This window comes from Sediminibacterium ginsengisoli, from assembly GCF_900167075.1.
Taxonomy (GTDB): domain Bacteria; phylum Bacteroidota; class Bacteroidia; order Chitinophagales; family Chitinophagaceae; genus Sediminibacterium; species Sediminibacterium ginsengisoli.
In genome coordinates this window covers 44504-67743 of the sequence record NZ_FUWH01000009.1, presented here as the reverse complement: position 1 = coordinate 67743, position 23240 = coordinate 44504, and the positions used below count along the sequence as shown (strand labels likewise).

Below are 23240 nucleotides of genomic sequence, written 5' to 3'. Positions count from 1 at the left end.
CTTTTTAGTATCGTTGATCTGTTCTGTTAATCGTCGCCCAGGCTTACAGGGTAAGTGTAAGAACCTTCAAAGCCGGGATACAGCCCGTCGAAACGAACGGTTCCTCTTTTGATCACTGCAAGTACTTCTTTCAGTTCATCCAGGCTTTTGATCTCTTTACCGTTGATACCGGTGATCACAAAACCATCCTGCATACGGCTTTTCTTCAGCAGGCCTTCACCTACTTTTTTAACCAGTACACCACCGGCGATCTCATTAGCGGCAGCAATTTTCTTGTCTACATTCTCAAGTGTTCCGCCCAGCTTTTCGATCACGCTTGCGTTTTTAACCACTTCAGTATTACCTGCCTTGTTCTTCAGTACTACATTGATCGTGCTTTCCTTACCGCCACGGGTATAGGTAAGTGTGATCTTATCGCCCGGTTTGAAACGTGCAACCTGTTCCTGCAGTTCGGGGCCGCCGGTTACAACAATATTGTTGATCTTGGTTACCACATCGCCTTTTTTCAATCCGGCAATGGCAGCTGCGCCACCTTCAGGCACATCGGTAATATAAACGCCCTCGCCTTCTTTCAGCGCAATACCCAGTTCCTGCTCCAGCTGCCTTTTCTCAGCATCGGTCATGTTTTCCAGCGGCGGGTAATTGATACCGATATAGGCACGCTGAACAGTACCGAACTTTACAATATCCGTTACGATCTTCTTTACAATGTTTACAGGAATCGCATAAGAATAACCTGCATAAGAACCGGTTGGTGATGCAATGGCAGAGTTGATACCGATCAGTTCACCTGATGTGTTGATCAGCGCACCACCACTGTTACCAGGGTTTACCGCAGCATCTGTCTGTATGAACGATTCTACCGGCGCCTGGCTTTGCTGCCTGTTGATACCGATGGAACGCGATTTGGCGCTTACGATACCTGCTGTAACGGTTACATCAAGGCTCAACGGATAACCGATCGCCAGTACCCATTGTCCGAGTTTCACCTCATCGCTGTTGCCATATACAAGATAGGGAAGGCTTTTACCTTCGATCTTGATCACCGCAATATCGCTGCTGGGATCGGAACCGATCACTGTTGCCTTATATGATTTCTTGTTGGCCAGTGTAACGTTGATCTCGTCTGCGCCATCTACTACGTGGTTATTGGTTACGATATAACCATCTTCCGTAATCAGCACACCGCTGCCGCTGGCTGCCTGCTCCGGTATGATCCGCGGACCTCCGAATACATCGCCGAAATCATCACCGAACAAATCGGCAAACGGGTTGCGGCGCTGCTGCCTGCTATTGCTGACCTGGCGTGCTTTTGTTTTCGTTTTGATATGCACAACTGCCGGCGTGGCTGTAGTTGCTGCCGGAGTAAAATCTACCGTTACGGCCGGGGTATTTCCGTTGTTAAAAAAACCTGCATAGTTCACCGGCAGCTTTCCGGGCTCCTGTACGCCCGCATGCTGGTAAGCCGCATATTTTCCATAACCCCAGATGCTGACTACTGCTGTACATGCACTGATCGCCACAGTAGCTAAAATGTTCTTGAGATTCATATTCTGATTGTTTTAATAAAATGCCCTGGTTCAAATTGTATGCCTTTCTGATAGCAAATAAACGAAGCTGTTTAATTGACAGTTCGTCCCGTAAATGCATTTAACAAATGTTTTACGGCAACTGTCGTAGATACACTTCTTAGCCTGCAAAAAAGACAGTACGCTGATGACTGAGCGTTTGTTTAAAGATACTATAATCCCATCAGAAATGCCATGGTGTCTACACCATCGGCATAGTCGGTCAGCCCGGGTTGCTGCGCTTTCCCGAATGGAATACCGTCTCTGCCTGCCACGCACTGGATTTCTTCGCTGGCGGAAAGGGTAGCGAGCACCTGTGCCTTGTCTGTATAGAAGGTGTAATGCACCTGGCTGACCGGTGAAAAAGGAGAACTGTTCTCCGTAAGGATGATGGAATCGTTATTCATATAATACTTGCTTCCCATGATCAGCAGTGCGAGGTGATAATCGTAGTTATGCTTGTATTTGTGATAATCTGTAAAGTACGCGTACTTCCGCAGTACATCGAGTAACGGAACGAAATCATAATTCTCCGGAACGTAGAGCTGCGTGATGTTTCGGCATCCCAGTCCGAAATACCACTGGATATCGTCGGCCAGTGCATTCAGTTCTTCCAGGGTTTCTGTTCCGTCGAGCACGGCAACCGAAGTTCTGTTCCGGCGGATGATATGCGGATAACGGCCGAAATAATACTCGAAATAACGCCCGGAATTATTACTGCCGGTGGCAATGTATGCATCGCAACCTTTCAGCTGCTCGGCGAAAGACACCACATTCTGCACGGTGATCTCCCATTCGTACAGTTTTTTTACGAGGTAGCGGATCAGCACTTCATCTTTGGAAGAAGGTTTGATCACCACCTGGTGGCCGCTGATGAACACCGACAGGAAATCATGGAAACCTACCAGCGGGATATTGCCGGCCATGACCAGTCCTACGGTTTTCGGTGCCGGCTGTTCGTCGGGCACCTGGTAAGATGCGGCCCAGGTATTGAGTTTCTGCAGGTCCAGGAATTGGTCGCAGATACCGGCTACAGCCGCGTCTATAAACTCGGGAATGAACCAGGCATTTTCGCGGTAAGCCCGCTCTTTTACTGCCTGCCAGTCCATATCCTCACTACGCATATGGTTGCCCAGGCGAACCATTAATTCAATTCGTTCTTGTAAAGTCATTTGTCAGCCGTATTTTTGACACTGCAAATGTAAAATCACAAACTGAACAAACCTGTATTAATATGGCAATCAAAATAACAGAAGAGTGTATCAACTGCGGCGCCTGCGAGCCGGAATGTCCGAATAATGCGATTTATGAAGGCGGAGTAGAATGGGCTATTGCAGACGGAACAACCATCAAAGGCAGTTTTGTACTGATGGATGGCAGCACCGTAGACGCAGACCAGCGCTTCGAACCCTTGAGTGTAGATACTTATTATATCTCCCCGAACAAATGTACCGAGTGCCAGGGTTTCCATGAAGAACCGCAATGTGCGGCCGTATGTCCGGTAGACTGCTGCGTGCCTGATGAAATGTACCAGGAAACAGTGGAAGAATTGCTGGCGAAAAAGGACAAAATGCACATTTGATGCACATTCCGGTGTGCGAAAGTTTAACAGTTAAAACTTGCAGAAAAGCGGCCACTGTAGTAGCTTAGACATAAGTAATTGTTGCCAGGAAAAGACAACAACCAGTAACGGCGGGTGATATTTCCCGTCAACGTGAGGTGAAGGGACGGAAGCTCCTTCACCTTTTTGTTTGTTTAAAACGGATGTTAATTTTCCATCTGTATACGCTTAATAACGTATTTGAGTTCCCCTGATCCTGCAACTCCCTATATTTGTCAGATAAATCCACAGACAGAATGAAGAAGAAAATAGCACTGGTAACAGGCGGTCTCAGCGGCGAAGCGCAGATCAGCTACAAAAGCGCGGTTACCGTCGGAAATAATGTAGACAGGGAAAAGTTCGATGTATACCGTATTGATATTAACCCCGAAGGCTGGTGGTATGAACCCGCCGACGGCAGCGCGCGTTCCAAAGTGAACAGGGATGATTTTTCGGTAACGGATAACGGAAACCAGGTACATTTCGATGCAGTACTGCTTTGTATCCACGGAACACCCGGGGAAGACGGAAAATTACAGGGCTATTTCGACATGCTCGGTTTACCTTATACCAGCTGTGATGCAGCTACTTCAGCACTTACTTTCAATAAAAGATATACTGTGGCAGTGGCCGCATTCGGCGGCATCAATGTGGCCAAATCGATGCACCTGTTCAGCCACACACCGGTAAGTCCGGATGCAATACTGGCCAACCTCAGGCTGCCTGTATTCGTAAAACCGAATAACGGCGGCAGCAGCATCGGTATGAGCAAAGTGAATACTGCCGCAGAACTGGCACCCGCACTGGAAAAAGCATTCAGAGAAGATACACAGGTGCTGGTAGAAGAATTCATCAGCGGCCGTGAGTTTACCATCGGGGTATTCAAATCAAAAGGAAATACCCGTGTATTGCCGATCACAGAGATCATTACCGGTAACGAATTCTTCGATTTCGAGGCCAAATATCAGGGCAAAAGCCAGGAGATCACTCCCGCACAGATCGATGCAGGCATGCAGCAACAGCTGGAAGCAGCTGCAAAGCGTGCTTATGAAGTACTGAACTGCCGCGGCGTGGTACGGATCGACTTTATTTACAATACTGAAAGAAACGAGCCATATATGCTGGAAGTGAATACGGTTCCTGGCCAGAGTGAAGCCAGCGTAATACCGCAACAGGTACGCGCCATGGGCATGAGCCTTACCGATTTCTACTCCGCAGTGATAGATGAGGCTTTCAGCAACAGGTAATTATTTTTTGACAGGAACGAGGGGTTGTTTACATTCAATTATTAAAATCATCGCCGACAAGTGTTCAAATTCATAACAGAGAAACCACTTTGGGTCAATATCCTCGCAGGTGTTGCAGTGATCTTTTTGCTGATCCTGCTCTTTTTCGGTTTACTGGGCTGGTTCACCGGCTACGGTAATTATGAGAAAGTGCCGGCTGTAACAGGACAAAACGTTGTAGCTGCCCAGAAGCTGCTTGAGGATAAAGGTTTCGATGTGGTGATCCAGGATTCGGTATTTGTAGATAGTGTTCCGAAACTGGCAGTTACCCGCCAGTCGCCTGAAGCCGATGCAACCGTAAAATCCGGCAGGACTATTTATCTTACCATTAACAGGATGGTACCGCCACAGGTGGAAATCCCGAATTTTTCCGGTTATTCTATCAAGAGTGCAGAAATGTACCTGCAGAGCCTGGGGCTTAAACTCGGTACTGTTACTTATAAACCCGATATCGCCCGAAACTCCGTGCTTGAGCAGTTGTATAACGGTGCACCCCTTGCACCCGGAACAAAAGTGCCGCTGGGCAGTACCATCAGCTTTGTTCTTGGAAGCGGTGTTGGAGGCAGTGATATAGATGTGCCGGATGTGATCGGGATGACCTTGCAGGAAGCCCGCAGTTACCTGGCCACCGTAAATGTGAACATCGGCTCAGTAGTACCCGTTGGCGCAGTGCGCGATTCTGCCAACGCATTTGTGGTGAAACAAACTCCAGCTCCTTTATCGGAAGGAGTAGGCCCTCAGGGCGAACGCGTGCCGAACAAGATCAGGCAGGGGCAGGTAATGGATCTCTATATCAGCGCCACTCCTCCAGCTCGCGACACCACACTCACACCCATGAGTAATAACTGATAACAACCTATTTACCATCTCTTACAATAAAACCTATGCAAACAATTACCGTAAACGAGCTCAAAGCTAAAATAGACGCCGGCGAACAGGTAAACCTGGTAGACGTGCGCGAACCGCATGAAAATGCAGAATTCAATATCGGCGGCATCCTGCTGCCATTGGGTAAAGTGCAGACCATGCAGGTTGATGAAATAGAAGACCTGAAAGATGCTGAAGTATATATTTATTGCCGCAGCGGAAACCGCAGCGGACAAGCCTGCCTCATTCTCGAAACCATGGGTTTTTCCAATGTTGTGAATGTAACCGGCGGTATGCTGGCCTGGCAGGAGCAGATCGGCAGATAGATCAACCGGAATAACGAATAATATAAAAGCAGAAGCCACCCTCGCAGGTGGCTTCCTTGTTGGTTGGTGGAGGTTACAAACCGATGTTCAGACCAAACACAAAATTGGTTCCGGCCATTGGATAGTAACCGTTTTCCGTAACGGTTGCACCACCACTGATATAGTTATAAGTAAAGCCATTCGGCTCATATTGTTTGTTAAACAGGTTGTTCACCTGGGCAATTACACGGCAGTCGCGGAATAACCTTGTATTCACCTGCCAGCTCAATCGCGCATCCTGTACAAAGAATGCATTCAGTTTGCGGTTTTCGTTTTGTGTATTGTCCATATATTGTTTACCCACCCATTTGCTTACCAGGCTTAAAGTAAGCTGCTGAACAGGTAATACATTCAGGGTAAGTCCACCCACTACGGCAGGCGAGTAGGAGATATTGGTATTGCGGTGTGCGATCGCGTCCTGCCCGTTTGTATCATAGTTGTCGATGTATTCTGTAAATGAACTGATCTTATTCCTGCTGAACGCGATGTTGGCAGCAACATTAAAATGATCAGACAGTATAGCGCTGCCCTGCAGTTCCAGTCCTAAGCGGTAACTGTAGGGAACATTGATCCGGGTACTCGCGCCTACATCATTGATCTTGCCCGTCAGTACCAGCTGGTTCCGGTAATACATATAATATACATCAGCAGCAAAACGGAAACGGCTGTTTTTCTTTTCAAAGCCAAGCTCGAAATCGTGCATGGTCTCCTGTTTGGGCTGGTTCAACGGGCTCGCCTGGAAATCATCGCGGTTCGGCTCCTTGTTGCCCAGTGCATAACTGAAGTACAACTGCATGCCATTGCGTGCATAAGTGATACCGGCTTTCGGGTTGATGAAATTGAAATTACGGTTCACCAGCAGCTGGGGGTTACCCTGGAAGCCATTCATGGTATGATTGACATTACGGTATTGCAGATCTGCAAAAGAAGTAAAATACCTTCCGAGCTGGTGTTGCCATTTTGCATAGAAGTTCACATCTTTCTTAACGGCATCATAATCATAATAACGGTAATCTTTAGGTGCACTGCTTAACTGGATCCAGGGAAGCGTACCAAAGTGTGTACCGTCATAACGCGTCCAGCCGCCACCAAAAGTGAACTCATTGCCGCCGTTCTTATGGCGGAGCGAAAAAGTCTGGCCATAAAAATAGTTATCGAGCCAGCGCTGACGCACGAGATCAGAAGAGGTGATGGTTGTACCGCCGATAGTAACATTCGGTAAGCCATATTTCGAAAAAGCCGCATCTGCTTTATATTCTTCGTAATAACCATATCCTCTTGTAAGGAACGCAGCTGTATTGAACGACCAGGTATTGCTGAACGCATGGTTGAAGAAAAGCTGGTAGTGGGTCTGTGTGTAGTTGTCGGTCTGGTTATCATAAGGAGCACCGCTTTTCTCAGTTCCTGCAGGATTGTTGGTACGATCCGTATGCAGCAGCGATTCTGCCACACCATACCAGGCCTGGTAGGTTTTCTCCTTACCGGAAAACAGGTTGAAACGGAGTGAGGAACGTTTGTTCATCCAGGCTGTGCTCAGGTAAAAAGAGCTGAGGTCGCTGGTGGCGCGGTCGATATAACCATCGCTGGATATTTTACTCAAACGCGCATCAATGGTGAAATGACCGTCGATCAGGCCGGAACCGGCTCTTACGGTATTTTTCCAGGTATTGAAAGAACCAAAACTGTTATTGAACTCGGCATAGGGTTTTTCATTGTACTCGTTGGTGGCAAGGTTCAGTGTTGCACCGAAAGCACTGGCACCGTTGGAAGAAGTACCCACGCCGCGCTGTACCTGTATGCTGTTGACCGAAGATGCGAAATCGGGCAGGTTTACAAAAAAAGTTCCCATGCTTTCCGCATCGTTATAAGGAATGCCATTCAGCGTAACGTTGATACGGGTGGCATCCGAGCCGCGGATGCGCATAGCCGTATAACCAACACCGTTTCCGGCATCCGCATTTACCACTACGGAAGGGGTCTGGTTGAGCAGGAAAGGAATGTCCTGCCCCAGGTTGTTTTTACTGATCTCTTCTTTACTGAGATTGGTTTTGGCAAAAGGCGCTTTGTCGGACGCCCTTACCGCTTTTACTTCCAGCGGCTCCAGGTAAAGCACAGCGGGTTCGAGTGCGATGTTCAGTTCGGTTACCGCATCTTTTACCGCCAGCTCCTGAGAAAAAAACTGGTAACCGATACTTGACACTGCCAGCCGGTAACTACCCGCACCGACCCTGCTGAACAGGAAATGCCCGGTTTCATCGGTTACGGTACGGATACTTCCCAGTGAAATACTGGCGCCAGCCAGCGGAACACGGGATTGTTTGTCTGTAATAATGCCTTTTACAAGCATCTTGTTTTGCGCAAGGGCAAAAAGGGTGAGGAATGCCAATGACATTGTTCCCAAAAACTTTTTCATTCTGAATCTTTAAAAGTTAATAATGGGAACAGGGATTGAATAGCTACAGCCAGGAGGGACTACAGAAAAAATGTACACCTTCCCTTCGCAGGAATTACCCTGTTCAGGTTCAACGGGTATTATCTCAGCCCTTACCGCCATGCGTGCACTCATGGCGGCAGAGCACCCCGAGGAATGATCCGCTGCAAAAATAGATAATCATAAAATCAATCCCAACTGTAACTTTAATTTCAGGATTCCGTTATAAATAAAATGAAGTTCGCCCCCATGAAGAAAATATTGCTCGCATTCCTGGTCATCGTAACCGGAGCCGTATCAGAAACGGTCCATGCGCAAAATGAAAAAAATCTTGTATATGATGCCAATGCCCAGGTGCGGTCCGTTGGCAGCTTTACCGGGATCGAGGTATCCGGAGCTATCGATCTTTACCTGTCGCAGGGCGGGGAAGATGCTGTGGCGGTAAGTGCCAGTTCCGATGAGATCATGAACCGGATCCGTACCGAAGTAAGAGGCAGTGTATTACATATCTATTTCGATGCCAAGGGCTTAAACTGGAAATCCTGGGGCAACCACAAAATGAAAGCTTATGTTACTTTCAGGAAAATAGACCGGGTAGAAGCTTCCGGAGCCTGTAACGTGAAGTTCACGGAAAAGGTGAAACTGGATGAACTCTGGCTGGAAATGTCGGGCGCCAGCGACCTGACCGGTGAGGTGATCACCAGCAAGCTGAGGCTCGATGCCAGTGGTGCTTCCAAGATGAGCCTGGCAGGAACAGCGGAAAAAACCAATATCAATGCTTCCGGCGCGAGTGAGATCAAAGCATACGATCTGAAGATCGACTATTGTAAACTGGATGCCAGCGGTGCTTCCGGCATCCGCATCACGGTGAATAAAGAATTGAGTGCCAGTGCCTCAGGTGGTAGTTCCATCTACTATAAAGGTACAGGTCTGATCAGGGATATCAGTGCCAGCGGTGGTGCTACGGTAAAACGGAGAGACGATTAACCGTAGCGCCATTTCCGGCAGATAACGGCCTTTGTAATGTATAACAGCTTCATTACAAAGGCCGTTTGTTTTAAGCCCGCTAAATTATTTTGCGAATACTTTCAATAATATTTGGCTGCTAAATTGCATACCCTTACTTTTGCAATCCAATACATCGCGAGGTAGAGCAGCGGTAGCTCGTCGGGCTCATAACCCGAAGGTCGGAGGTTCGATCCCTTCCCTCGCAACAGAGAAAAGGCCCTCCTGAGGGCCTTTTTTAATTAATGGCGTTTAATCGTTAATTTACCGGTACCATGAAAGCGGGATTTGTAAACATATTCGGAAAGCCGAATGCCGGCAAAAGCACCCTGCTCAACGCGCTGGTAGGTGAGAAAATGGCTATTGTGTCTTCCAAAGTGCAAACTACCAGGCATCGGATCAAAGCTTTTCTGAACAAACCAGGTGAGTACCAGGTGATCTTTTCAGACACGCCCGGTATCATCGACCCGAAATATAAACTCCATCAGCGCATGATGGCGGCAGTGAAAAGCGCCCTTGAAGACGCCGATATTGCCCTGCTCATCGTGGATGCCAACGATAATTTCGAAGAATGTGATGCTATTTTCCAGTCGCTGAAGCTTAGCATACCCTGCCTGCTGGTCCTGAACAAGATCGATGCAGCGGCCAATGGTAAGATCGCGGAAGCGGAAGCTTTTTTCGGACAACGGCCTTATTACAAGAAAATAGTAAAGATCGGGGCGCTACAGAAGATACACCTGGATAAGCTGTTGAATGCCATTCTGTCGCTTTTGCCTGAGTCGGCTCCTTTCTATGACGAGGACGACCTGAGTGATCTGCCTACTAAATTTTTTGTAGCAGAGCTGATCCGAGAAAAGATCTATGAACTTTTCGGGGATGAAATTCCTTACCACACCGCGGTGATGGTAAATGAGTTTAAGGAAAAAGATACCCTTGTAAAGATCCAGGCCGATATCATCGTTCAGCGGGAAACCCAGAAAGCGATCATCATCGGAGATAAGGGGAAAATGATCCGGCAGATCGGTACCAGTGCCCGTAAAGACATTGAAGCATTTATTGGCCAGAAAGTATTCCTGGAGTTGTTTGTGAAGGTAAGACCCAAATGGAGGGATAATGAGATGCAATTGAATGAATATGGATATAAATAATTGATTATTAATTTATTGTAAATTATAATTGCGATTTAATTTGATCCATTTCAGGCAAGAAGAAAGATTGAAACGCCATGTTTAAGTTAGGTAGGAATAGAATTTGACGCATAAAGCCTGGAAAAAAATTAATTTATTTTTTATTTTTTCAATATGATCTGATTTTCAATTTGTTGAAAGGTTATATTGAATCATATATCGGAATAGTTATGAAGAGTTATACAGTTGCGATCGTTGGTCGCCCGAATGTTGGAAAAAGCACTTTCTTTAACCGCCTGCTGGAGAACCGCAAGGCTATTGTAGATGATGTGAGTGGTGTTACCAGGGATCGCCAGTATGGTATTGCCGACTGGAATGGTAAAGTATTCAACCTGATCGATACCGGGGGATTTGTTTCCGGCAGCAGCGATGTGTTTGAAACGGAGATCCGCAAGCAGGTACGCATAGCCATCGATGAAGCCAATGCGGTTATATTCATGGTAGATGTGGCAACCGGTATCACGGACCTGGATGAGTCTGTGGCCGACCTGCTGAGGCGCTCGACCAAGCCGGTTTATGTGGTAGTTAATAAGGTCGACAATGGTACGAGAGAGCTGGAAGCAACAGAGTTCTATAGTCTTGGGTTTGAACATAACTTCTTCATTAGCAGTATCTCTGGAAGCGGAACTGGAGAATTACTTGATGCTATTACGGCCGATATCGAACCGGTAGACGTGGAAGAGGCGATGCGCGAAAGCGAAGTGCCTAAATTCGCAATCATTGGTCAGCCGAACGTTGGGAAATCGTCCCTTCTCAATGCACTGATCGGCGAAGAGCGTACCATTGTAAGTGATATTGCCGGCACTACCCGTGATACCATCCATACCCGTTATAATCTCTTTCAGAAAGAATTTATCTTAATCGATACTGCTGGTATCCGTAAAAAGAGCAAAGAGAAGGATGACCTGGAGTTTTACTCTATTATACGTGCCATCCGCGCTATGGATGAAGCTGATGTATGCCTGCTGTTGCTCGATGCAGACAAAGGAATCACTGCCCAGGACGTAACGATCTTCAGCCTGGCTGCACGGAAAGGAAAAGGGATCGTGGTATTGGTTAACAAGTGGGATCTCGTTGAAAAAGAGACGAATACAGCCCGTGATTACGAAAAAAACTTGAAGCAAAAACTGGCCCCTTTCTCTGATGTACCTGTTCTTTTTATCTCGGTGCATGAGAAAACGAGGATCTTCAAAGCCATTGAACTGGGACTTGAAGTGTTTGAGAACAAGAAACGTAAAATCCCTACTTCCCAGCTGAATGATGTAATGCTGAAAGCCGTGCAGGCTTATCATGCCCCGGTAGTGAGAGGCAATACGGTGAAGATCAAATATGTGACACAATTACCGACACATGTTCCTTCATTCGCTTTTTTTACCAACTACCCGGACGATATCAAACAGCCTTACCGTAACTACCTCGAGAACCAGCTGAGGACCCAGTTTAACTTTAAAGGGGTGCCGGTTAGAATATTTTTCAGAAAGAAATAATTTTTTTTCGTTAAAACTTGCTTAATTGACAGCGGCAATTATCTTTGCGCCGTATTTAAAACGTATTAAAAAAACAAGTACAATGAAAAAAGTATTCGCAATCTTAGCTGTAGCTGGTGTTATGGCTGCTTGTAACTCAGGTGAAAACAAAGATGCTGCTGCTGCTGCTGCTGATAGCGCACGTATCGCTGATAGCATCAAAGCTGCTGCTGCCGCTGCTGCTCCAGTTGACACTACTCACGCAGACACTACTAAAGCTGCTGCTGACACAACTAAGAAATAGTATTTGTTTTAAAAATATTACTTCTTGCAAGAAGGTCCTCCCGGTTTACCGGGAGGATTTTTTTTTCCAGGTTATGCCAAATCTGCCTTTTTATAGCGGATGGCACCAATATTGAATTAATTTTACCGACTGGATAATTGGCTGTAGTCCGGCTGCCAGGTGACATATTGACCATAAAGTAAGTTATGTTGAAAGAGAAATTGTTTTTCAGATCTGAAGATGATACGGATTTTATGCCCATCATTCCTATCAATGAGAATGATAGTGAACTGGACAAACCGCTGATAATCCCGGAAACCCTCCCCATACTTCCGCTCAGGAATACTGTGCTGTTCCCGGGTGTGGTATTACCGATCACGGTAGGGCGCGACAAAAGCATCAAAGCGGTAAACGATGCCTACAAACTGGATAAGCTGGTAGGCGTGGTTGCGCAGAAAGATGTGGAGATCGAAGATCCCGAGCCGAAGGATCTCTGTAAAATCGGTACAGTTGCCAAAATTGTGAAGCTGATCAAAATGCCGGACGGCGGAACTACGATCATTATCCAGGGCCGGAAACGTTTCGAGCTGGAGCAGATGGTTAGTGTAGATCCTTATTTCAGGGCATCGGTAAAGTTGCTGGAAGACCCCGAAGTGCCGGAAAAAGAAGATTTCGAAGCTTATATCAGCAGTATCAAGGACCTGGCTACCCAGATCATCCAGTTATCGCCCAACCTTCCTACGGAAGCAGCGATCATCCTGAAAAATATCGAGAACCCGTCTTTCCTCATCAATTTCGTAAGCAGTAACCTGAACAGTGAGCTTGATGAAAAACAGCTCCTGCTGGAAATCGCAGATGTGCACGAACGCGCTGAAAAGCTGGTGCATATCCTGCAAAGAGAACTCCAGTTTGCCGAGCTGAAAGACAAAGTGACCAATAAGACAAGAACAGAAATAGATAAACAGCAACGGGATTATTTCCTGCAACAGCAGCTGAAAAGCATCAAAGAAGAGCTGGGTGGCGACTCCAATGAAAGGGAGATCGCAGAGATGAAGAAAAAGGCCGAGGGCAAAAAATGGCCGGAAGCGGCAAAGACGCTTTTTCAGAGTGGCATTGCCAAACTGGAGCGGATGCATCCCACCACACCGGATTACTCAGTGGTGTACAACCACCTCGACCTGATGCTCGATCTGCCCTGGGAGGATTATACTGCAGACAACTATGATCTGAAAAATGCCAAAAACGTACTCGATACAGAACATTATGGCATGACCAAGATCAAAAGCCGCATCCTGGAATACCTGGCCGTACTGAAACTGAAAGGGGATATGAAAAGTCCTATTCTTTGTTTTCTCGGGCCTCCCGGTATCGGTAAAACATCACTTGGGCGTTCCATTGCACATGCGATCGGGCGTAAGTATGTGCGGGTGAGTTTTGGCGGTCTGCATGATGAGAGCGAGATCCGCGGTCACCGGAAAACCTATATCGGTGCCATGCCGGGCCGGATCATACAGAATATCCGTAAGTGTAAATCTTCCAACCCGGTGATGATACTGGACGAGATCGATAAGATCGGCAGCGATTTCCGTGGCGACCCTTCTTCTGCATTACTCGAAGTACTGGATCCGGAACAGAATCATACATTCTATGATAATTACCTGGAACTGGAATACGACCTCAGTAAAGTATTGTTTATCGCTACTGCCAATAATCTGCAGAATATTCAACCTGCCCTGCGCGACAGGCTGGAGATCATTGACCTGAGTGGTTATGCGGTAGAGGAAAAAGTGGAAATAGCCAAACGACACCTGCTGCCTAAACAAAAAGAAGCACATGGGCTCGGTAAGGTAAATTTCAGGATTGCGGATAAAGTACTGGAGAAAGTGGTAGAGAATTATACCCGTGAAAGCGGAGTGCGTGAACTGGACAGGCAACTGGCTTCGATTATGCGCTACCAGGCCAAAGAACTGGCCCTGAAAAACAAAGTAAAACCGACCCTGACGGCGGCAGATGTGGAAAAGATCCTCGGTCAGCCCCGTTATTCCAACGAAATATATAAAACCGCCAACCTGCCTGGTGTGGCTGTAGGACTTGCATGGACTTATGTAGGCGGCGATATTCTCTTCATTGAAACCCTGCTCAGTGATGGTAAAGGCGAACTGAAACTCACCGGTAACCTCGGAAATGTAATGAAGGAAAGTGCGAGCACGGCCCTGAGTTACCTGCAGGCCAATGCAAAAAAATACGGTATCGATCCGGCAGATTTCCAGAAGAAAAGTATTCATATACACGTACCGGAGGGAGCTGTTCCGAAAGACGGGCCAAGTGCAGGTATTACCATGCTCACGTCACTGGCCTCCGCATTTACAGGCCGCAAGGTGAAACCTTACCTGGCGATGACCGGTGAGATCACGCTGCGCGGACAGGTATTGCCTGTGGGCGGCATCAAGGAAAAGATCCTGGCAGCGAAAAGGGCCGGGTTGAAAGAAATTATCCTTTGCTGGCAGAATGAAAAAGATGTGAACGAGATAGACAGTGATTTTATCAAAGGCGTCGAGTTCCATTATGTGAAGACGATGCAGCAGGTTACCGAACTTGCGCTGGTATAACTGAAAGAAATCAAAGCAATCCCCGTATCATCCCGGTACGGGGATTTTTATTGCCGCATCCCTCTGTAAAATCGCTTAGATTTGATCAGGGATCCTCTATTATGCATTACCGCGTCCTGTTTTTTTTCCTGCTGCTTTCCGGTTACGGACATTCCCAGACCCTGGGAGGCAACGCGGTATTCAATTTCCTGAACCAGCCGAATACTGCACAGCTTTCCGCATTGGGTGGTGTGAACATTTCTGCAATCGGCAAGGATGTGGGCATGGCTTTTCATAATCCAGCCTTACTGAGAGAAAACATGCACGGTCAGGCTGATCTCTCATTCAACTCTTTTTTAGCAGGCATTACCGCGTATAGTTTTACAAGTGCTTTCAGGTGGAATGCCGCCAATACCAACATAGGTTTCGGGGTGAATTACCTGAATTACGGAGAAATGACACAGACCGATGCTTCGGGAATCGTGGGCGGATCGTTCAGGCCGCGGGATTATGTGGTGCAGGCTATGGCATCGAGGCAGTATAAAGACAACTGGTGGTATGGTGCAACTTTGAAATTCATTTATTCAGGTTACGGGCAATACAGTTCTTCCGGAATTGCTGCAGATGTTGCCGTTACTTATTATGACCCGGAAAAACAGGTGCAGGCAGGGGTAGTGGTTAAAAACCTGGGCACGCAGTTAAAAACCTATGATGGCAGCAACCGTAAGGAAGAATTGCCTTTCGACCTGCAGGCCGGCGTTACGGCAAGGTTGAAAAATGCACCGTTACAATTTTCGCTTACGGCACACCATCTCCATCGCTTCAATATTCATTACAACGATACTGCTTTCCGTGCTTCCGAAGGAGATCCGCAATATAGGGAAGGCACTACGTTGCAACAGGTGTTTTCGCACCTCGTGCTTGGGGCGCAATTATTCCTTCATGAAAAAATTGAAGTAGATGCAGGATATAATTTTCTCCGCCGGCAGGACCTGAATGCTTATAACATGACAAGCGGCCTCAACGGATTTAATCTGGGAATAGGGGTGCTGCTGAAAAAAGCGCGCTTCCGTTATGCGACGGGCTTTTACCAGCAGCAGCTTTTCCACCAGCTTTCGCTGAACATCAGCTGGAAAGGAGAAGGGCTGTAACGCCAGGTATACAGCCCTTCGATAAATTTCGCCGCAGAAAAGAACGTTGCGAAGCACGCTTCTGCAATTTATATGGAGTTCATTGATTGATTATCTCCCAACCCTTTTCGGAAGCACCGCTTTTGGCTGCTGCTGTTCCTGCGGTTTGTTGGCCGGTTGTGCGGGTGGAATATTCACTGGTTTCTTTGTAGGATCTACCGGTGGTTTATTACCCGGTTTGTTCTTCGGATCTTCGATCTTGATCTGTGATTCCGGGGGAGCAATATCTTCCGGTTTGATCTCCCTTGGCACTTCATAATCGTTGGAACTGCCGGTACCTACATCTTCACCTTCACCGCCGAGTATCGGAGTAGTGCCATTTACATAGTCGATGATGAGGTCATTGGTCATGGATTCAGGTTTCACAAAAGTGAGGCGTGTATCGAGTCCGCAATTGGCATCTGCTGCAGATTTACCATAGAAGTAAGCCCAGATCGGCATAGCGGCACGCCCGCCCTGGCCATTCAGGCTCTGCGCATCGAAGTGCACAAAACGATCGTCGCAACCAACCCATGCGCCTGCGAGCAGCTGTGGGGTATAGCCCATGAACCAGCCATCGCTGTTTTCGTTGGTGGTTCCGGTTTTACCTGCCACTTCCACTCCGCCCGGCATATCATAACCCCATACACCGCGACCGGTACCGATGGTCATTACGCCCTGCATCATTTTAATAACAGAATAAGCGGTTACATCACTGATCACTTCTTTACGTTGTGGTGTAAAAGTGGCCAGCACATTACCATTCCTGTCTTCAATGCGTGTGATGTACATCGGTTTCACATTGAAGCCACGGCCGGGGAACATACTGTAAGCCTGCATCATTTCAAAGAGTGAGATCTCGCAGGAACCCAGTGCAATGGAAGGGTATGGTTCTATTTTAGTTTTGAGGTCGCATTTTTTCAGGAAGTCTACAAAACGTTTGGCGCCATTGTTACCGGTATTATCCAGCTGTTTCATGATATAAGCCGAAGCACAGTTACGCGAAAACGCAAGTGCATTGGCCATCGGCATGGAACCGCCTTTGCAGGATCTGCTGGTGGCAGGTACTAATCCGTAACCTCCGAAACTCTGCTGCTCATCATATACAATTGTATTCGGTGTGAAACCCGCTTCTTCAATTGCAAGACTGTACAGAAGTGGTTTCATGGTAGAACCTACCTGTCTGCGTGTATTGAAATTTGCGTGATCGTATTTGAAAGTCTTAAAGTCGATACCACCAACCCATGCTTTCACCGCACCGCTTACAGGGTCCATGGCCATAAAGCCGGCCTGTAACATCTGGCGGTGGTATTTGATCGAATCATAAGGTGTCATTACCGTATCCTTACCCCTGGTATTATTCCAGGCAAACACATGCATCGGTGTTTTCTGGTCGAAGGTTTTGCGGATATCTTCGTCGCTCATGCCTTCCTTTTTCAGGTTGCGCCAGCGGTCACTTTGCCTGATATTGGATTCGAGTACATTTTCAAAACCTTTCCATACGGTTCCTTTTTTGATATTTTCCTGGCTGTTGAAAAGCTTTTGCATATAACTCATATGCTTGGCCACCGCTTCTTCCGCATAGAGTTGCATGCGCGGATTGATGGTGGTGTAGATCTTCAGGCCATCGCGGTAAAGATTATAACTGTCGCCATTGCTTTTCTTGTTCTCCTTACACCATTTCTTCATATCCTCGCCTAATACCATCCTGAAGTAGGGGCCAAGACCATTATTCTCATCCAGTTTTTTATAATTCAGGGTGATAGGGGTCATCTTTAACCGGGCAGCCTCTTTCTCTGTAAGGTAATTACTGCTGACCATACGATTCAGTACCAGGTTCCTCCTGTCGAGCGCCTGTTTGGGATTACGGCGTGGATTGTACAGTGAGGGTCCGTTCACCATACCCACCAGTACGGCCGCTTCTTCCACACTGAGGCGATCCGGCTCTTTCTGGAAGAAAGTCCTTGAAGCATTGCGGATACCATATACGTTATCGCCATAAGCTACCGTATTCAGGTATAATGTAGCGATTTCTTCCTTGGTGAAATTGCGTTCGAGTTTAACGGCAATGATGGATTCCTTCACTTTCTGCAATACACGCAGGAAAATATTCCGGGTATTCCAGTTATTGGTAAAGAGGTTCTTTGCTGTTTGCATGCTGATGGTACTCGCACCACCTTCGCCGCCGAGATAAAAGAAGGCGCGGGCCAGTGAACGTGGGTCGATACCGCTGTGATCGTAAAAGCGTTTGTCTTCCGTTGCCACCAGCGCGTTGATCACATGTTTGCTGATGTCCTTATAGTCGGCATTAACCCTGTCTTCAATATAATATTTTCCCATCGGTGTGCCGTCCTCCGCATATACCTGGCTGGCCAGCGAAGCGGTTGGGTTCTCGATGTCGTCAAGATCTGGCATGGCACCAAGCCAGCCCCAGTTGATCATGAGCAGCAGGAGGATGAAGAAGGCAAATCCTCCGAAAAAAATACGCCAGAATATTTTTACAGGTTTCGACATAATCAGATGTTATATATGATGCAGTGGGAACAGTTGTAAAACTATAAAACAGTTTCACAATCCGTTTCAACTATGCGTTAAAATTATTCAGGAATGATCTTTTGCATGAACGCGCGGTAACCTGCTATGTCTTTGTTGTTCTTTAACTGTTCCAGGTTCGCTGCGTTGATGATGATAAAACTGTATTTATCGGCCGGCAACCACGGTACAATCCTCGTTTTGGCTTCCGGTTTCACATTTTCAATATAAGATACGGCAATTCCGGCACTGGTGAACGGCCCCATCAGCACGAGGCTGGTGGTCTGATCAAGTGTTACCGTATTACTTGGGATCCGCTGACGGCTGTAACGTTCCTGGTTATAACGGTTGAATGCATTTCTTCCTTCGCTTACAAACACCGGGTCTACCTTGTCGAGAATGATGGCCACATAATGAGAATCCAGCGGGTTGAATGCGTAAATCCCGTTACTGATCACTCCTGCTGCCGTTGCACCCGGAGTTGCAGTAACACCCGAACCTTTTATCTGCTGTGGTGTTTTGGTCCCGGCAATACTGTCCTTGCCTGCAGAAGCGATGGTTTGCTGCGGAACGTTTTTATCTTTCAGCGGCGGGATCACGGCTACTGTATCTTTTGCTACCGGGGCCAGATCCAGGGCTTTGCCATCTGCGGTCAGTCGTGTACCCAGCGAATCTTTCTTCACAGGCGCCATGGCCGTTACCGGCGTGTTCAGATCTACGCCACGGGTAACCAGGTCTTCCGTGCGCTCGATCTGCAGGTTGGTAAGGTGATTCTCTATTTCCGCCCTTCGTTTCAGTACATCGATCATGGTCAGCGCTTTTTCTGCCATCGGAGTTTTAGGAAATGCGGATGCGAGGTATTGGAGCCGGTCGATCGCTGTACTGTCTTCACGTTGTTTCACGTAATAAATGGACTCGATGTACAGCATCTGCGGTGTCCAGTATGTTTTGCCGTATTGCTTATCTGCCTTCTCCTTGGCTTCCCTGGCCTGTGCAAACCTGCCCTCTATGAACATGCGGTACACAGATTCATATTCTTTGGTAGCGGCATCTGCCTGTTTGCCGGCCGGAACGGCACTGAGTTGTGCTGTATATTTTCCCGAAGGATAATTGCTGCGTAGGGCCGACCGTACAGAATCGGCTTTCGCGATCGCGTCTGTTTTCTGGTATGCGAGCGACAGCTGGAACAATACCTGTTCCGTTTCAGGAATGCCGGGGTATCTTTTTAAAAGTTCTTCGTACAATGCAATGGCAGAAGGGTAGTCGCCCAGCTGATTCTGGAAGATCACGGCATTTTCCAGTAATGATTTTATGATCAGGCCTTTTGCGCTAAGCCGCTGTTCGTCGGTCAGCGGAATATCTTTCATCAGACTCTCCATCGTCGGCTCGTTGTTTGCTGCGGCACCGGCTTTTACTTCTGCCAGCGGAGAGATTTGCTGCTGACCGAAAGCGCGGTCGATGGCATTCTGGCGGCGCCAGTTATCCGTATTCGGCCTGTTGCCCCAGCGCGTTTTGAACTCAGCTGCACCGCGGGTTTTAACAGATGTATTCAGGAAATAGAATTCATTGCCGCCATTGCCGAAAAGGTCCGAAGCCACAGGTGCCGCATTGGCTGCGAGCGATGCATTGGTGAGTGCCGCTTCTTCCTTCAACCCCTGTTCTTTTCTTAACTGACGCAATACTTTTCTTACAGCATCTTCACGGTCGTTCGGTTGAAGAAGGGCCAGCTGCTGCAGGCTGTCTTCGCGGTTTACCGCCAGCTGGTTGCGCGTGATCACATGCAGTGCCGGTTTCCTGACCAGGATCCGCTGCTGGTCTGATTCACCCAGTAATTTGGTTTCAACACTATCGTAAAAACGGGATGCGGCGATATAGGTTTTATTATCGTAGTTCAGGTCGCCGAGTAAAAGGAAGGCCAGCTGCTTTTGCGCAGGATTGTCGTTGCCTGCGGCGATGCTTTTCAGCAGCAGTTTCTGGGCTTCCGGATAATTTTTACGCTGCAGTTCCAGTTTGGCTGCAGAATAATAAATGATATCACGGTAGTCGATGTATTTATCGCGTTTTGCCATTTTGAGCAGTTCATCAATATACTGCTGTAATGAATTTTCATTCTTTCCGCTTGCTATTGCTGCCATGTTGAGGCGGGCATGTACTTCCATCAGCGGGTCAACGGTATGGCGGATAGAGCGCTCATACAGGTCATTGGCCTCGGTATTCTTATCAGCCAGCGCATACAATTGCGCCGCCAGGAATTCCCAGCGTGCAGCCGATTGTTTTACCGGCGCATTGGGCAATGCTTTTACCAGATAAGCGGCAGCACTGTCGTACACCTGCTGTTTGTAAAACCAGTATGATAGCATTTCATACAATGGGGCATGTAAACGTTGCGGGAAATTGGGATCTGCTCTCAGTATTTCCAGCAATCCGGCTGCTTCGGATAATTTACCCTGTTCGAGGTAAGTGCGGGCCTGCCAGATAAAACTTTCGTTACGGCTCGGACGTGTGGTGGTTACTTTTTTCCAGAAACTGCGCTTTTCGTTCGTTGCAACGGTGAAAACGCCGTTGGTATTGCTGCTGTTGCTTCCGAGCAGCAGGTCATAATCGCCGTCCTTGGGTGCATATGCGTAATTGATGTACTGGAAAACTGCTGTAGCCGAATCAAAATCCTTACGCAGCAGATAAGCTTTCCCGAGCAGAACGTACATATTGTCTACCCAGTCGTTCCGCAGGTCATGCAACAGTATGCCGGCATTGCATTTATAGATCACCGAATCGATCTGGTCTTTCGCGGTAACATCCAGGCTGTAATCATAAAAGGGGAGGAGGCGGGTATAATCATCTTTGTTCGCATCCCTTGCCCGGGTAATGATATCGTTTACTTTATTATTCGCATTGAAATAATAATTGAAACGGGTCACTGTATTATTATAGATCCGTTTGGTAACAGGGAATTTGGAATTGCCTGTTTTTTCCGCAGGAAGTGTCCGGTTCTCATAAGGTTTGGGTTTAGCAACCTCTATAGTGGTGTTAGGTTGCGCACCTGCAAACAGGAGAAAAGCAAACAGTGAGCAGAACAGGCTGCCCGCTTTGGCAAAAAGATCCATCCGGAAAGTTGTAAAAAGCGGTTTCAGGTACATAAAATGTGTCTAAAATTACAGCTATTTCCTGATTGAAGGCCTTCTAAAGCAGATTGATTATTACCTTTATGCTGATTTAACAAAATGGCGACTCCCGAAAACAACAGTACACTCAGAAGATTGCGCAACCGCTACAGGCTTGTGGTGATGAACGATGATACTTACGAAGAAGTGATCACGTTTCGTCTGTCGCGCTTAAGCGTTTATATTGGTATGAGCACCGTCTTTGTGCTGCTCGTGGGGCTTACCATTGCCCTGATCGCATTTTCGCCCCTGAAATATTATATCCCCGGCTATGGTACCCGCGAAAGCCGTACTGCGCTGCAGGCGCTGAAGATCCGGACCGATTCCCTGGAACAGGCCATCCGTTATAAGGAACAGTATATCGACGGGATCCGTAAAGTGCTTACCGGCACCACGCCTTCACAGCTCGACACGATTCCCGATGTGATCCCTAAAACCGAGCCTACAATCGAATAGTTCCATGCGGCAACAGGATTCCCGTAACTGGATACGTTATACCGGCCTGGCCAGCCAGCTGGTTGCAGGTTTATTACTCACCGGTTATGCCGGTGTGTGGCTGGATAAACGGATCGATGCGGCTAAACCGGTCTTTGCGTGGTTATTACCATTATTGTTACTGATCGGGATGCTGGTTAAAATTGTAAAAGACAGTTCTGTAAAACATGATGACAAAAATTAATAAAAACCCTGTTGTACCCGTTATACTGGTGTTTATCTTCGCCAATGCTGCCGCACTTGTATGCAGGAACCTGCTCGCCAAAGCACGCATCGATTATGAAGTATTGCTGGTAGCCAACCTGCTGCTTTTTATAGCTAGCCTGCTGAGCCTTTATCTGCAGCATAAGTCAGCGAAAGCAAAAAATCCGCATGTGATGGTACGGAGTACCATGGCTGCCATGGGCCTGAAACTGTTTGGACTGGGTGCAGCATTGATCGTATATATTTATAAAGCCGGCCCTGCAAGAAGTACGAATGCCATTTTTGTTGCCATGGGATTGTATGTACTATATACCTGGCTGGAAGTAAGGATCACTTTAAAGGCGAATAAAAAGAAGCATGCCGGTAACTGAGCATCCGATGCAGGCGCTGGCATTGTTCCTGCCGGATGGCGCTTTTGAAAAAGTGGTTGAATATATTCACCATTATAAAGTGCACCTGACTGTAAGCCGGCAACGTAAGTCGGTTCTCGGCGATTACCGCCATGCCGCCTGGCACCGCAATCACCGTATCAGTGTGAACGGCAACCTCAACAAATACGAGTTCCTCATCACATTATTACATGAAATAGCGCACCTGCTTACGTTTGAGCAGCATCGTAACAAGGTAGAGCCGCATGGTAAGGAATGGAAGCAGTTTTACAGCAGGCTGCTGACCGATTTTGTACGGCTGAAGATCTTTCCACCCGATATCGAACAGGCTTTGCAGCGATCTATCCTCAACCCGGCCGCAACTGCCAACGGCGAAACGGAGTTGTTACTGGTTCTCCGTAAATACAATCCCGTTCAGAAAGCAGGTTATATGCATGTGGCAGATGTGCCGGAAGGTTCCCTGTTCCGGATGGATAATGGCCGGGTCTTCCGTAAAGGCCCCATCCGCCGTAAAAGATACGATTGTGTGGAAGTAGCTACCGGACTGCATTACTCATTCAGCGCGGTAATGGAAGTGCGGGTAGTGGAAGGGTAGTTACATAAAAAACAAAGCCCGTCCTTACGGACAGGCTTTGAAATATAGT

The 23240-nt window shown here is 47.5% G+C and carries 19 protein-coding genes, 1 tRNA gene and 1 riboswitch; of the genes, 15 read left to right on the top strand and 5 right to left on the bottom strand.

Annotated features, from left to right (window positions below; all coding sequences use genetic code 11):
* Positions 1 to 26 precede the first annotated feature (26 nt).
* Together B5D42_RS14055 and B5D42_RS14050 are read right to left on the bottom strand one after the other, a co-directional pair.
* Complete coding sequence (locus B5D42_RS14055) at positions 27 to 1550, bottom strand: trypsin-like peptidase domain-containing protein (RefSeq protein WP_078832159.1); 1524 nt, start codon at positions 1548 to 1550, stop codon at positions 27 to 29.
* 191 nt (positions 1551 to 1741) lie between these two features.
* Positions 1742 to 2740, bottom strand: coding sequence for an acyl-CoA reductase (locus B5D42_RS14050; RefSeq protein ID WP_078832158.1), 999 nt, complete (start codon positions 2738 to 2740; stop codon positions 1742 to 1744).
* Positions 2741 to 2802: 62 nt separating this feature from the next.
* Here B5D42_RS14050 and B5D42_RS14045 point away from each other — a divergent pair, with 62 nt between their 5' ends.
* From B5D42_RS14045 to B5D42_RS14030, 4 genes are all read left to right on the top strand, one after another.
* Entirely contained in the window at positions 2803 to 3150 is a 348-nt protein-coding gene (locus B5D42_RS14045) for a 4Fe-4S dicluster domain-containing protein (protein WP_078832157.1), read from the top strand.
* 275 nt (positions 3151 to 3425) lie between these two features.
* On the top strand, positions 3426 to 4415 hold the full coding sequence (locus B5D42_RS14040; RefSeq protein WP_078832156.1) for a D-alanine--D-alanine ligase: 990 nt from the start codon (positions 3426 to 3428) through the stop codon (positions 4413 to 4415).
* Positions 4416 to 4475: 60 nt separating this feature from the next.
* Positions 4476 to 5303 carry a PASTA domain-containing protein gene (locus tag B5D42_RS14035; RefSeq protein ID WP_078832155.1) on the top strand — a complete coding sequence of 276 codons (828 nt, stop codon included), beginning with the start codon at positions 4476 to 4478 and terminating at the stop codon, positions 5301 to 5303.
* 35 nt (positions 5304 to 5338) lie between these two features.
* Positions 5339 to 5647, top strand: coding sequence for a rhodanese-like domain-containing protein (locus tag B5D42_RS14030; RefSeq protein ID WP_078832154.1), 309 nt, complete (start codon positions 5339 to 5341; stop codon positions 5645 to 5647).
* 73 nt (positions 5648 to 5720) lie between these two features.
* Here B5D42_RS14030 and B5D42_RS14025 read toward each other — a convergent pair whose 3' ends face one another.
* On the bottom strand, positions 5721 to 8099 hold the full coding sequence (locus B5D42_RS14025) for a TonB-dependent receptor (protein ID WP_078832153.1): 2379 nt from the start codon (positions 8097 to 8099) through the stop codon (positions 5721 to 5723).
* A gap of 63 nt (positions 8100 to 8162) precedes the next feature.
* A riboswitch (TPP riboswitch) is annotated at positions 8163 to 8279 on the bottom strand.
* Positions 8280 to 8366: 87 nt separating this feature from the next.
* On the opposite strand from B5D42_RS14025, the gene B5D42_RS14020 reads away from it, so the two are divergent.
* The 7 genes from B5D42_RS14020 (at position 8367) to porQ (ending at position 15797) form a co-directional block, all read left to right on the top strand.
* Positions 8367 to 9104 carry a head GIN domain-containing protein gene (locus B5D42_RS14020; RefSeq protein ID WP_176113022.1) on the top strand — a complete coding sequence of 246 codons (738 nt, stop codon included), beginning with the start codon at positions 8367 to 8369 and terminating at the stop codon, positions 9102 to 9104.
* A gap of 155 nt (positions 9105 to 9259) precedes the next feature.
* Positions 9260 to 9331 (top strand) — tRNA-Met (locus tag B5D42_RS14015).
* Positions 9332 to 9397: 66 nt separating this feature from the next.
* A complete protein-coding gene (era, locus tag B5D42_RS14010; protein ID WP_078832151.1) occupies positions 9398 to 10270 on the top strand; it encodes a GTPase Era in 873 nt (290 codons plus the stop codon).
* 209 nt (positions 10271 to 10479) lie between these two features.
* Positions 10480 to 11796 carry a ribosome biogenesis GTPase Der gene (der, locus tag B5D42_RS14005; protein WP_078832248.1) on the top strand — a complete coding sequence of 439 codons (1317 nt, stop codon included), beginning with the start codon at positions 10480 to 10482 and terminating at the stop codon, positions 11794 to 11796.
* Between the two features lie 25 nt (positions 11797 to 11821).
* On the top strand, positions 11822 to 12079 hold the full coding sequence (locus B5D42_RS14000) for a hypothetical protein (RefSeq protein WP_078832150.1): 258 nt from the start codon (positions 11822 to 11824) through the stop codon (positions 12077 to 12079).
* Positions 12080 to 12264: 185 nt separating this feature from the next.
* A complete protein-coding gene (gene lon / locus B5D42_RS13995; protein WP_078832149.1) occupies positions 12265 to 14667 on the top strand; it encodes an endopeptidase La in 2403 nt (800 codons plus the stop codon).
* A 101-nt stretch (positions 14668 to 14768) separates the two neighbouring features.
* Positions 14769 to 15797 (top strand): type IX secretion system protein PorQ, encoded by a 1029-nt coding sequence (porQ, locus tag B5D42_RS13990; protein ID WP_078832148.1) that lies wholly within the window; start codon positions 14769 to 14771, stop codon positions 15795 to 15797.
* A 90-nt stretch (positions 15798 to 15887) separates the two neighbouring features.
* Here porQ and B5D42_RS13985 read toward each other — a convergent pair whose 3' ends face one another.
* Together B5D42_RS13985 and porW are read right to left on the bottom strand one after the other, a co-directional pair.
* Positions 15888 to 18329 carry a transglycosylase domain-containing protein gene (locus tag B5D42_RS13985; RefSeq protein WP_078832147.1) on the bottom strand — a complete coding sequence of 814 codons (2442 nt, stop codon included), beginning with the start codon at positions 18327 to 18329 and terminating at the stop codon, positions 15888 to 15890.
* 83 nt (positions 18330 to 18412) lie between these two features.
* Positions 18413 to 21484, bottom strand: coding sequence for a type IX secretion system periplasmic lipoprotein PorW/SprE (porW, locus tag B5D42_RS13980; RefSeq protein WP_078832146.1), 3072 nt, complete (start codon positions 21482 to 21484; stop codon positions 18413 to 18415).
* 84 nt (positions 21485 to 21568) lie between these two features.
* On the opposite strand from porW, the gene B5D42_RS13975 reads away from it, so the two are divergent.
* The 4 genes from B5D42_RS13975 to B5D42_RS13960 are packed head-to-tail and all read left to right on the top strand — an operon-like array spanning position 21569 to position 23191.
* Positions 21569 to 21964 (top strand): hypothetical protein, encoded by a 396-nt coding sequence (locus B5D42_RS13975; RefSeq protein WP_078832145.1) that lies wholly within the window; start codon positions 21569 to 21571, stop codon positions 21962 to 21964.
* A 4-nt stretch (positions 21965 to 21968) separates the two neighbouring features.
* On the top strand, positions 21969 to 22187 hold the full coding sequence (locus B5D42_RS13970; RefSeq protein ID WP_078832144.1) for an AtpZ/AtpI family protein: 219 nt from the start codon (positions 21969 to 21971) through the stop codon (positions 22185 to 22187).
* Positions 22171 to 22578: a hypothetical protein gene (locus B5D42_RS13965; RefSeq protein ID WP_139367168.1), complete on the top strand. Its 408-nt coding sequence runs from the start codon at positions 22171 to 22173 to the stop codon at positions 22576 to 22578. Before B5D42_RS13970 ends, B5D42_RS13965 begins: the two co-directional genes overlap by 17 nt.
* Positions 22565 to 23191, top strand: a complete 627-nt coding sequence (locus B5D42_RS13960) for a SprT-like domain-containing protein (protein WP_078832142.1) — start codon at positions 22565 to 22567, stop codon at positions 23189 to 23191. The genes B5D42_RS13965 and B5D42_RS13960 overlap by 14 nt, the downstream gene beginning before the upstream one ends.
* Positions 23192 to 23240 lie beyond the last annotated feature (49 nt).

Bases quoted from the DNA above. Each gene is read 5' to 3' on its own strand.
- B5D42_RS14055 (WP_078832159.1), bottom strand. From the start codon at position 1,550: ATGAATCTCAAGAACATTTTAGCTACTGTGGCGATCAGTGCATGTACA.
- B5D42_RS14050 (WP_078832158.1), bottom strand. From the start codon at position 2,740: ATGACTTTACAAGAACGAATTGAATTAATGGTTCGCCTGGGCAACCAT.
- B5D42_RS14045 (WP_078832157.1), top strand. From the start codon at position 2,803: ATGGCAATCAAAATAACAGAAGAGTGTATCAACTGCGGCGCCTGCGAG.
- B5D42_RS14040 (WP_078832156.1), top strand. From the start codon at position 3,426: ATGAAGAAGAAAATAGCACTGGTAACAGGCGGTCTCAGCGGCGAAGCG.
- B5D42_RS14030 (WP_078832154.1), top strand. From the start codon at position 5,339: ATGCAAACAATTACCGTAAACGAGCTCAAAGCTAAAATAGACGCCGGC.
- B5D42_RS14025 (WP_078832153.1), bottom strand. From the start codon at position 8,099: ATGAAAAAGTTTTTGGGAACAATGTCATTGGCATTCCTCACCCTTTTT.
- B5D42_RS14020 (WP_176113022.1), top strand. From the start codon at position 8,367: ATGAAGAAAATATTGCTCGCATTCCTGGTCATCGTAACCGGAGCCGTA.
- era (WP_078832151.1), top strand. From the start codon at position 9,398: ATGAAAGCGGGATTTGTAAACATATTCGGAAAGCCGAATGCCGGCAAA.
- der (WP_078832248.1), top strand. From the start codon at position 10,480: ATGAAGAGTTATACAGTTGCGATCGTTGGTCGCCCGAATGTTGGAAAA.
- lon (WP_078832149.1), top strand. From the start codon at position 12,265: ATGTTGAAAGAGAAATTGTTTTTCAGATCTGAAGATGATACGGATTTT.
- porQ (WP_078832148.1), top strand. From the start codon at position 14,769: ATGCATTACCGCGTCCTGTTTTTTTTCCTGCTGCTTTCCGGTTACGGA.
- B5D42_RS13985 (WP_078832147.1), bottom strand. From the start codon at position 18,329: ATGTCGAAACCTGTAAAAATATTCTGGCGTATTTTTTTCGGAGGATTT.
- porW (WP_078832146.1), bottom strand. From the start codon at position 21,484: ATGTACCTGAAACCGCTTTTTACAACTTTCCGGATGGATCTTTTTGCC.
- B5D42_RS13975 (WP_078832145.1), top strand. From the start codon at position 21,569: ATGGCGACTCCCGAAAACAACAGTACACTCAGAAGATTGCGCAACCGC.
- B5D42_RS13970 (WP_078832144.1), top strand. From the start codon at position 21,969: ATGCGGCAACAGGATTCCCGTAACTGGATACGTTATACCGGCCTGGCC.
- B5D42_RS13965 (WP_139367168.1), top strand. From the start codon at position 22,171: ATGATGACAAAAATTAATAAAAACCCTGTTGTACCCGTTATACTGGTG.
- B5D42_RS13960 (WP_078832142.1), top strand. From the start codon at position 22,565: ATGCCGGTAACTGAGCATCCGATGCAGGCGCTGGCATTGTTCCTGCCG.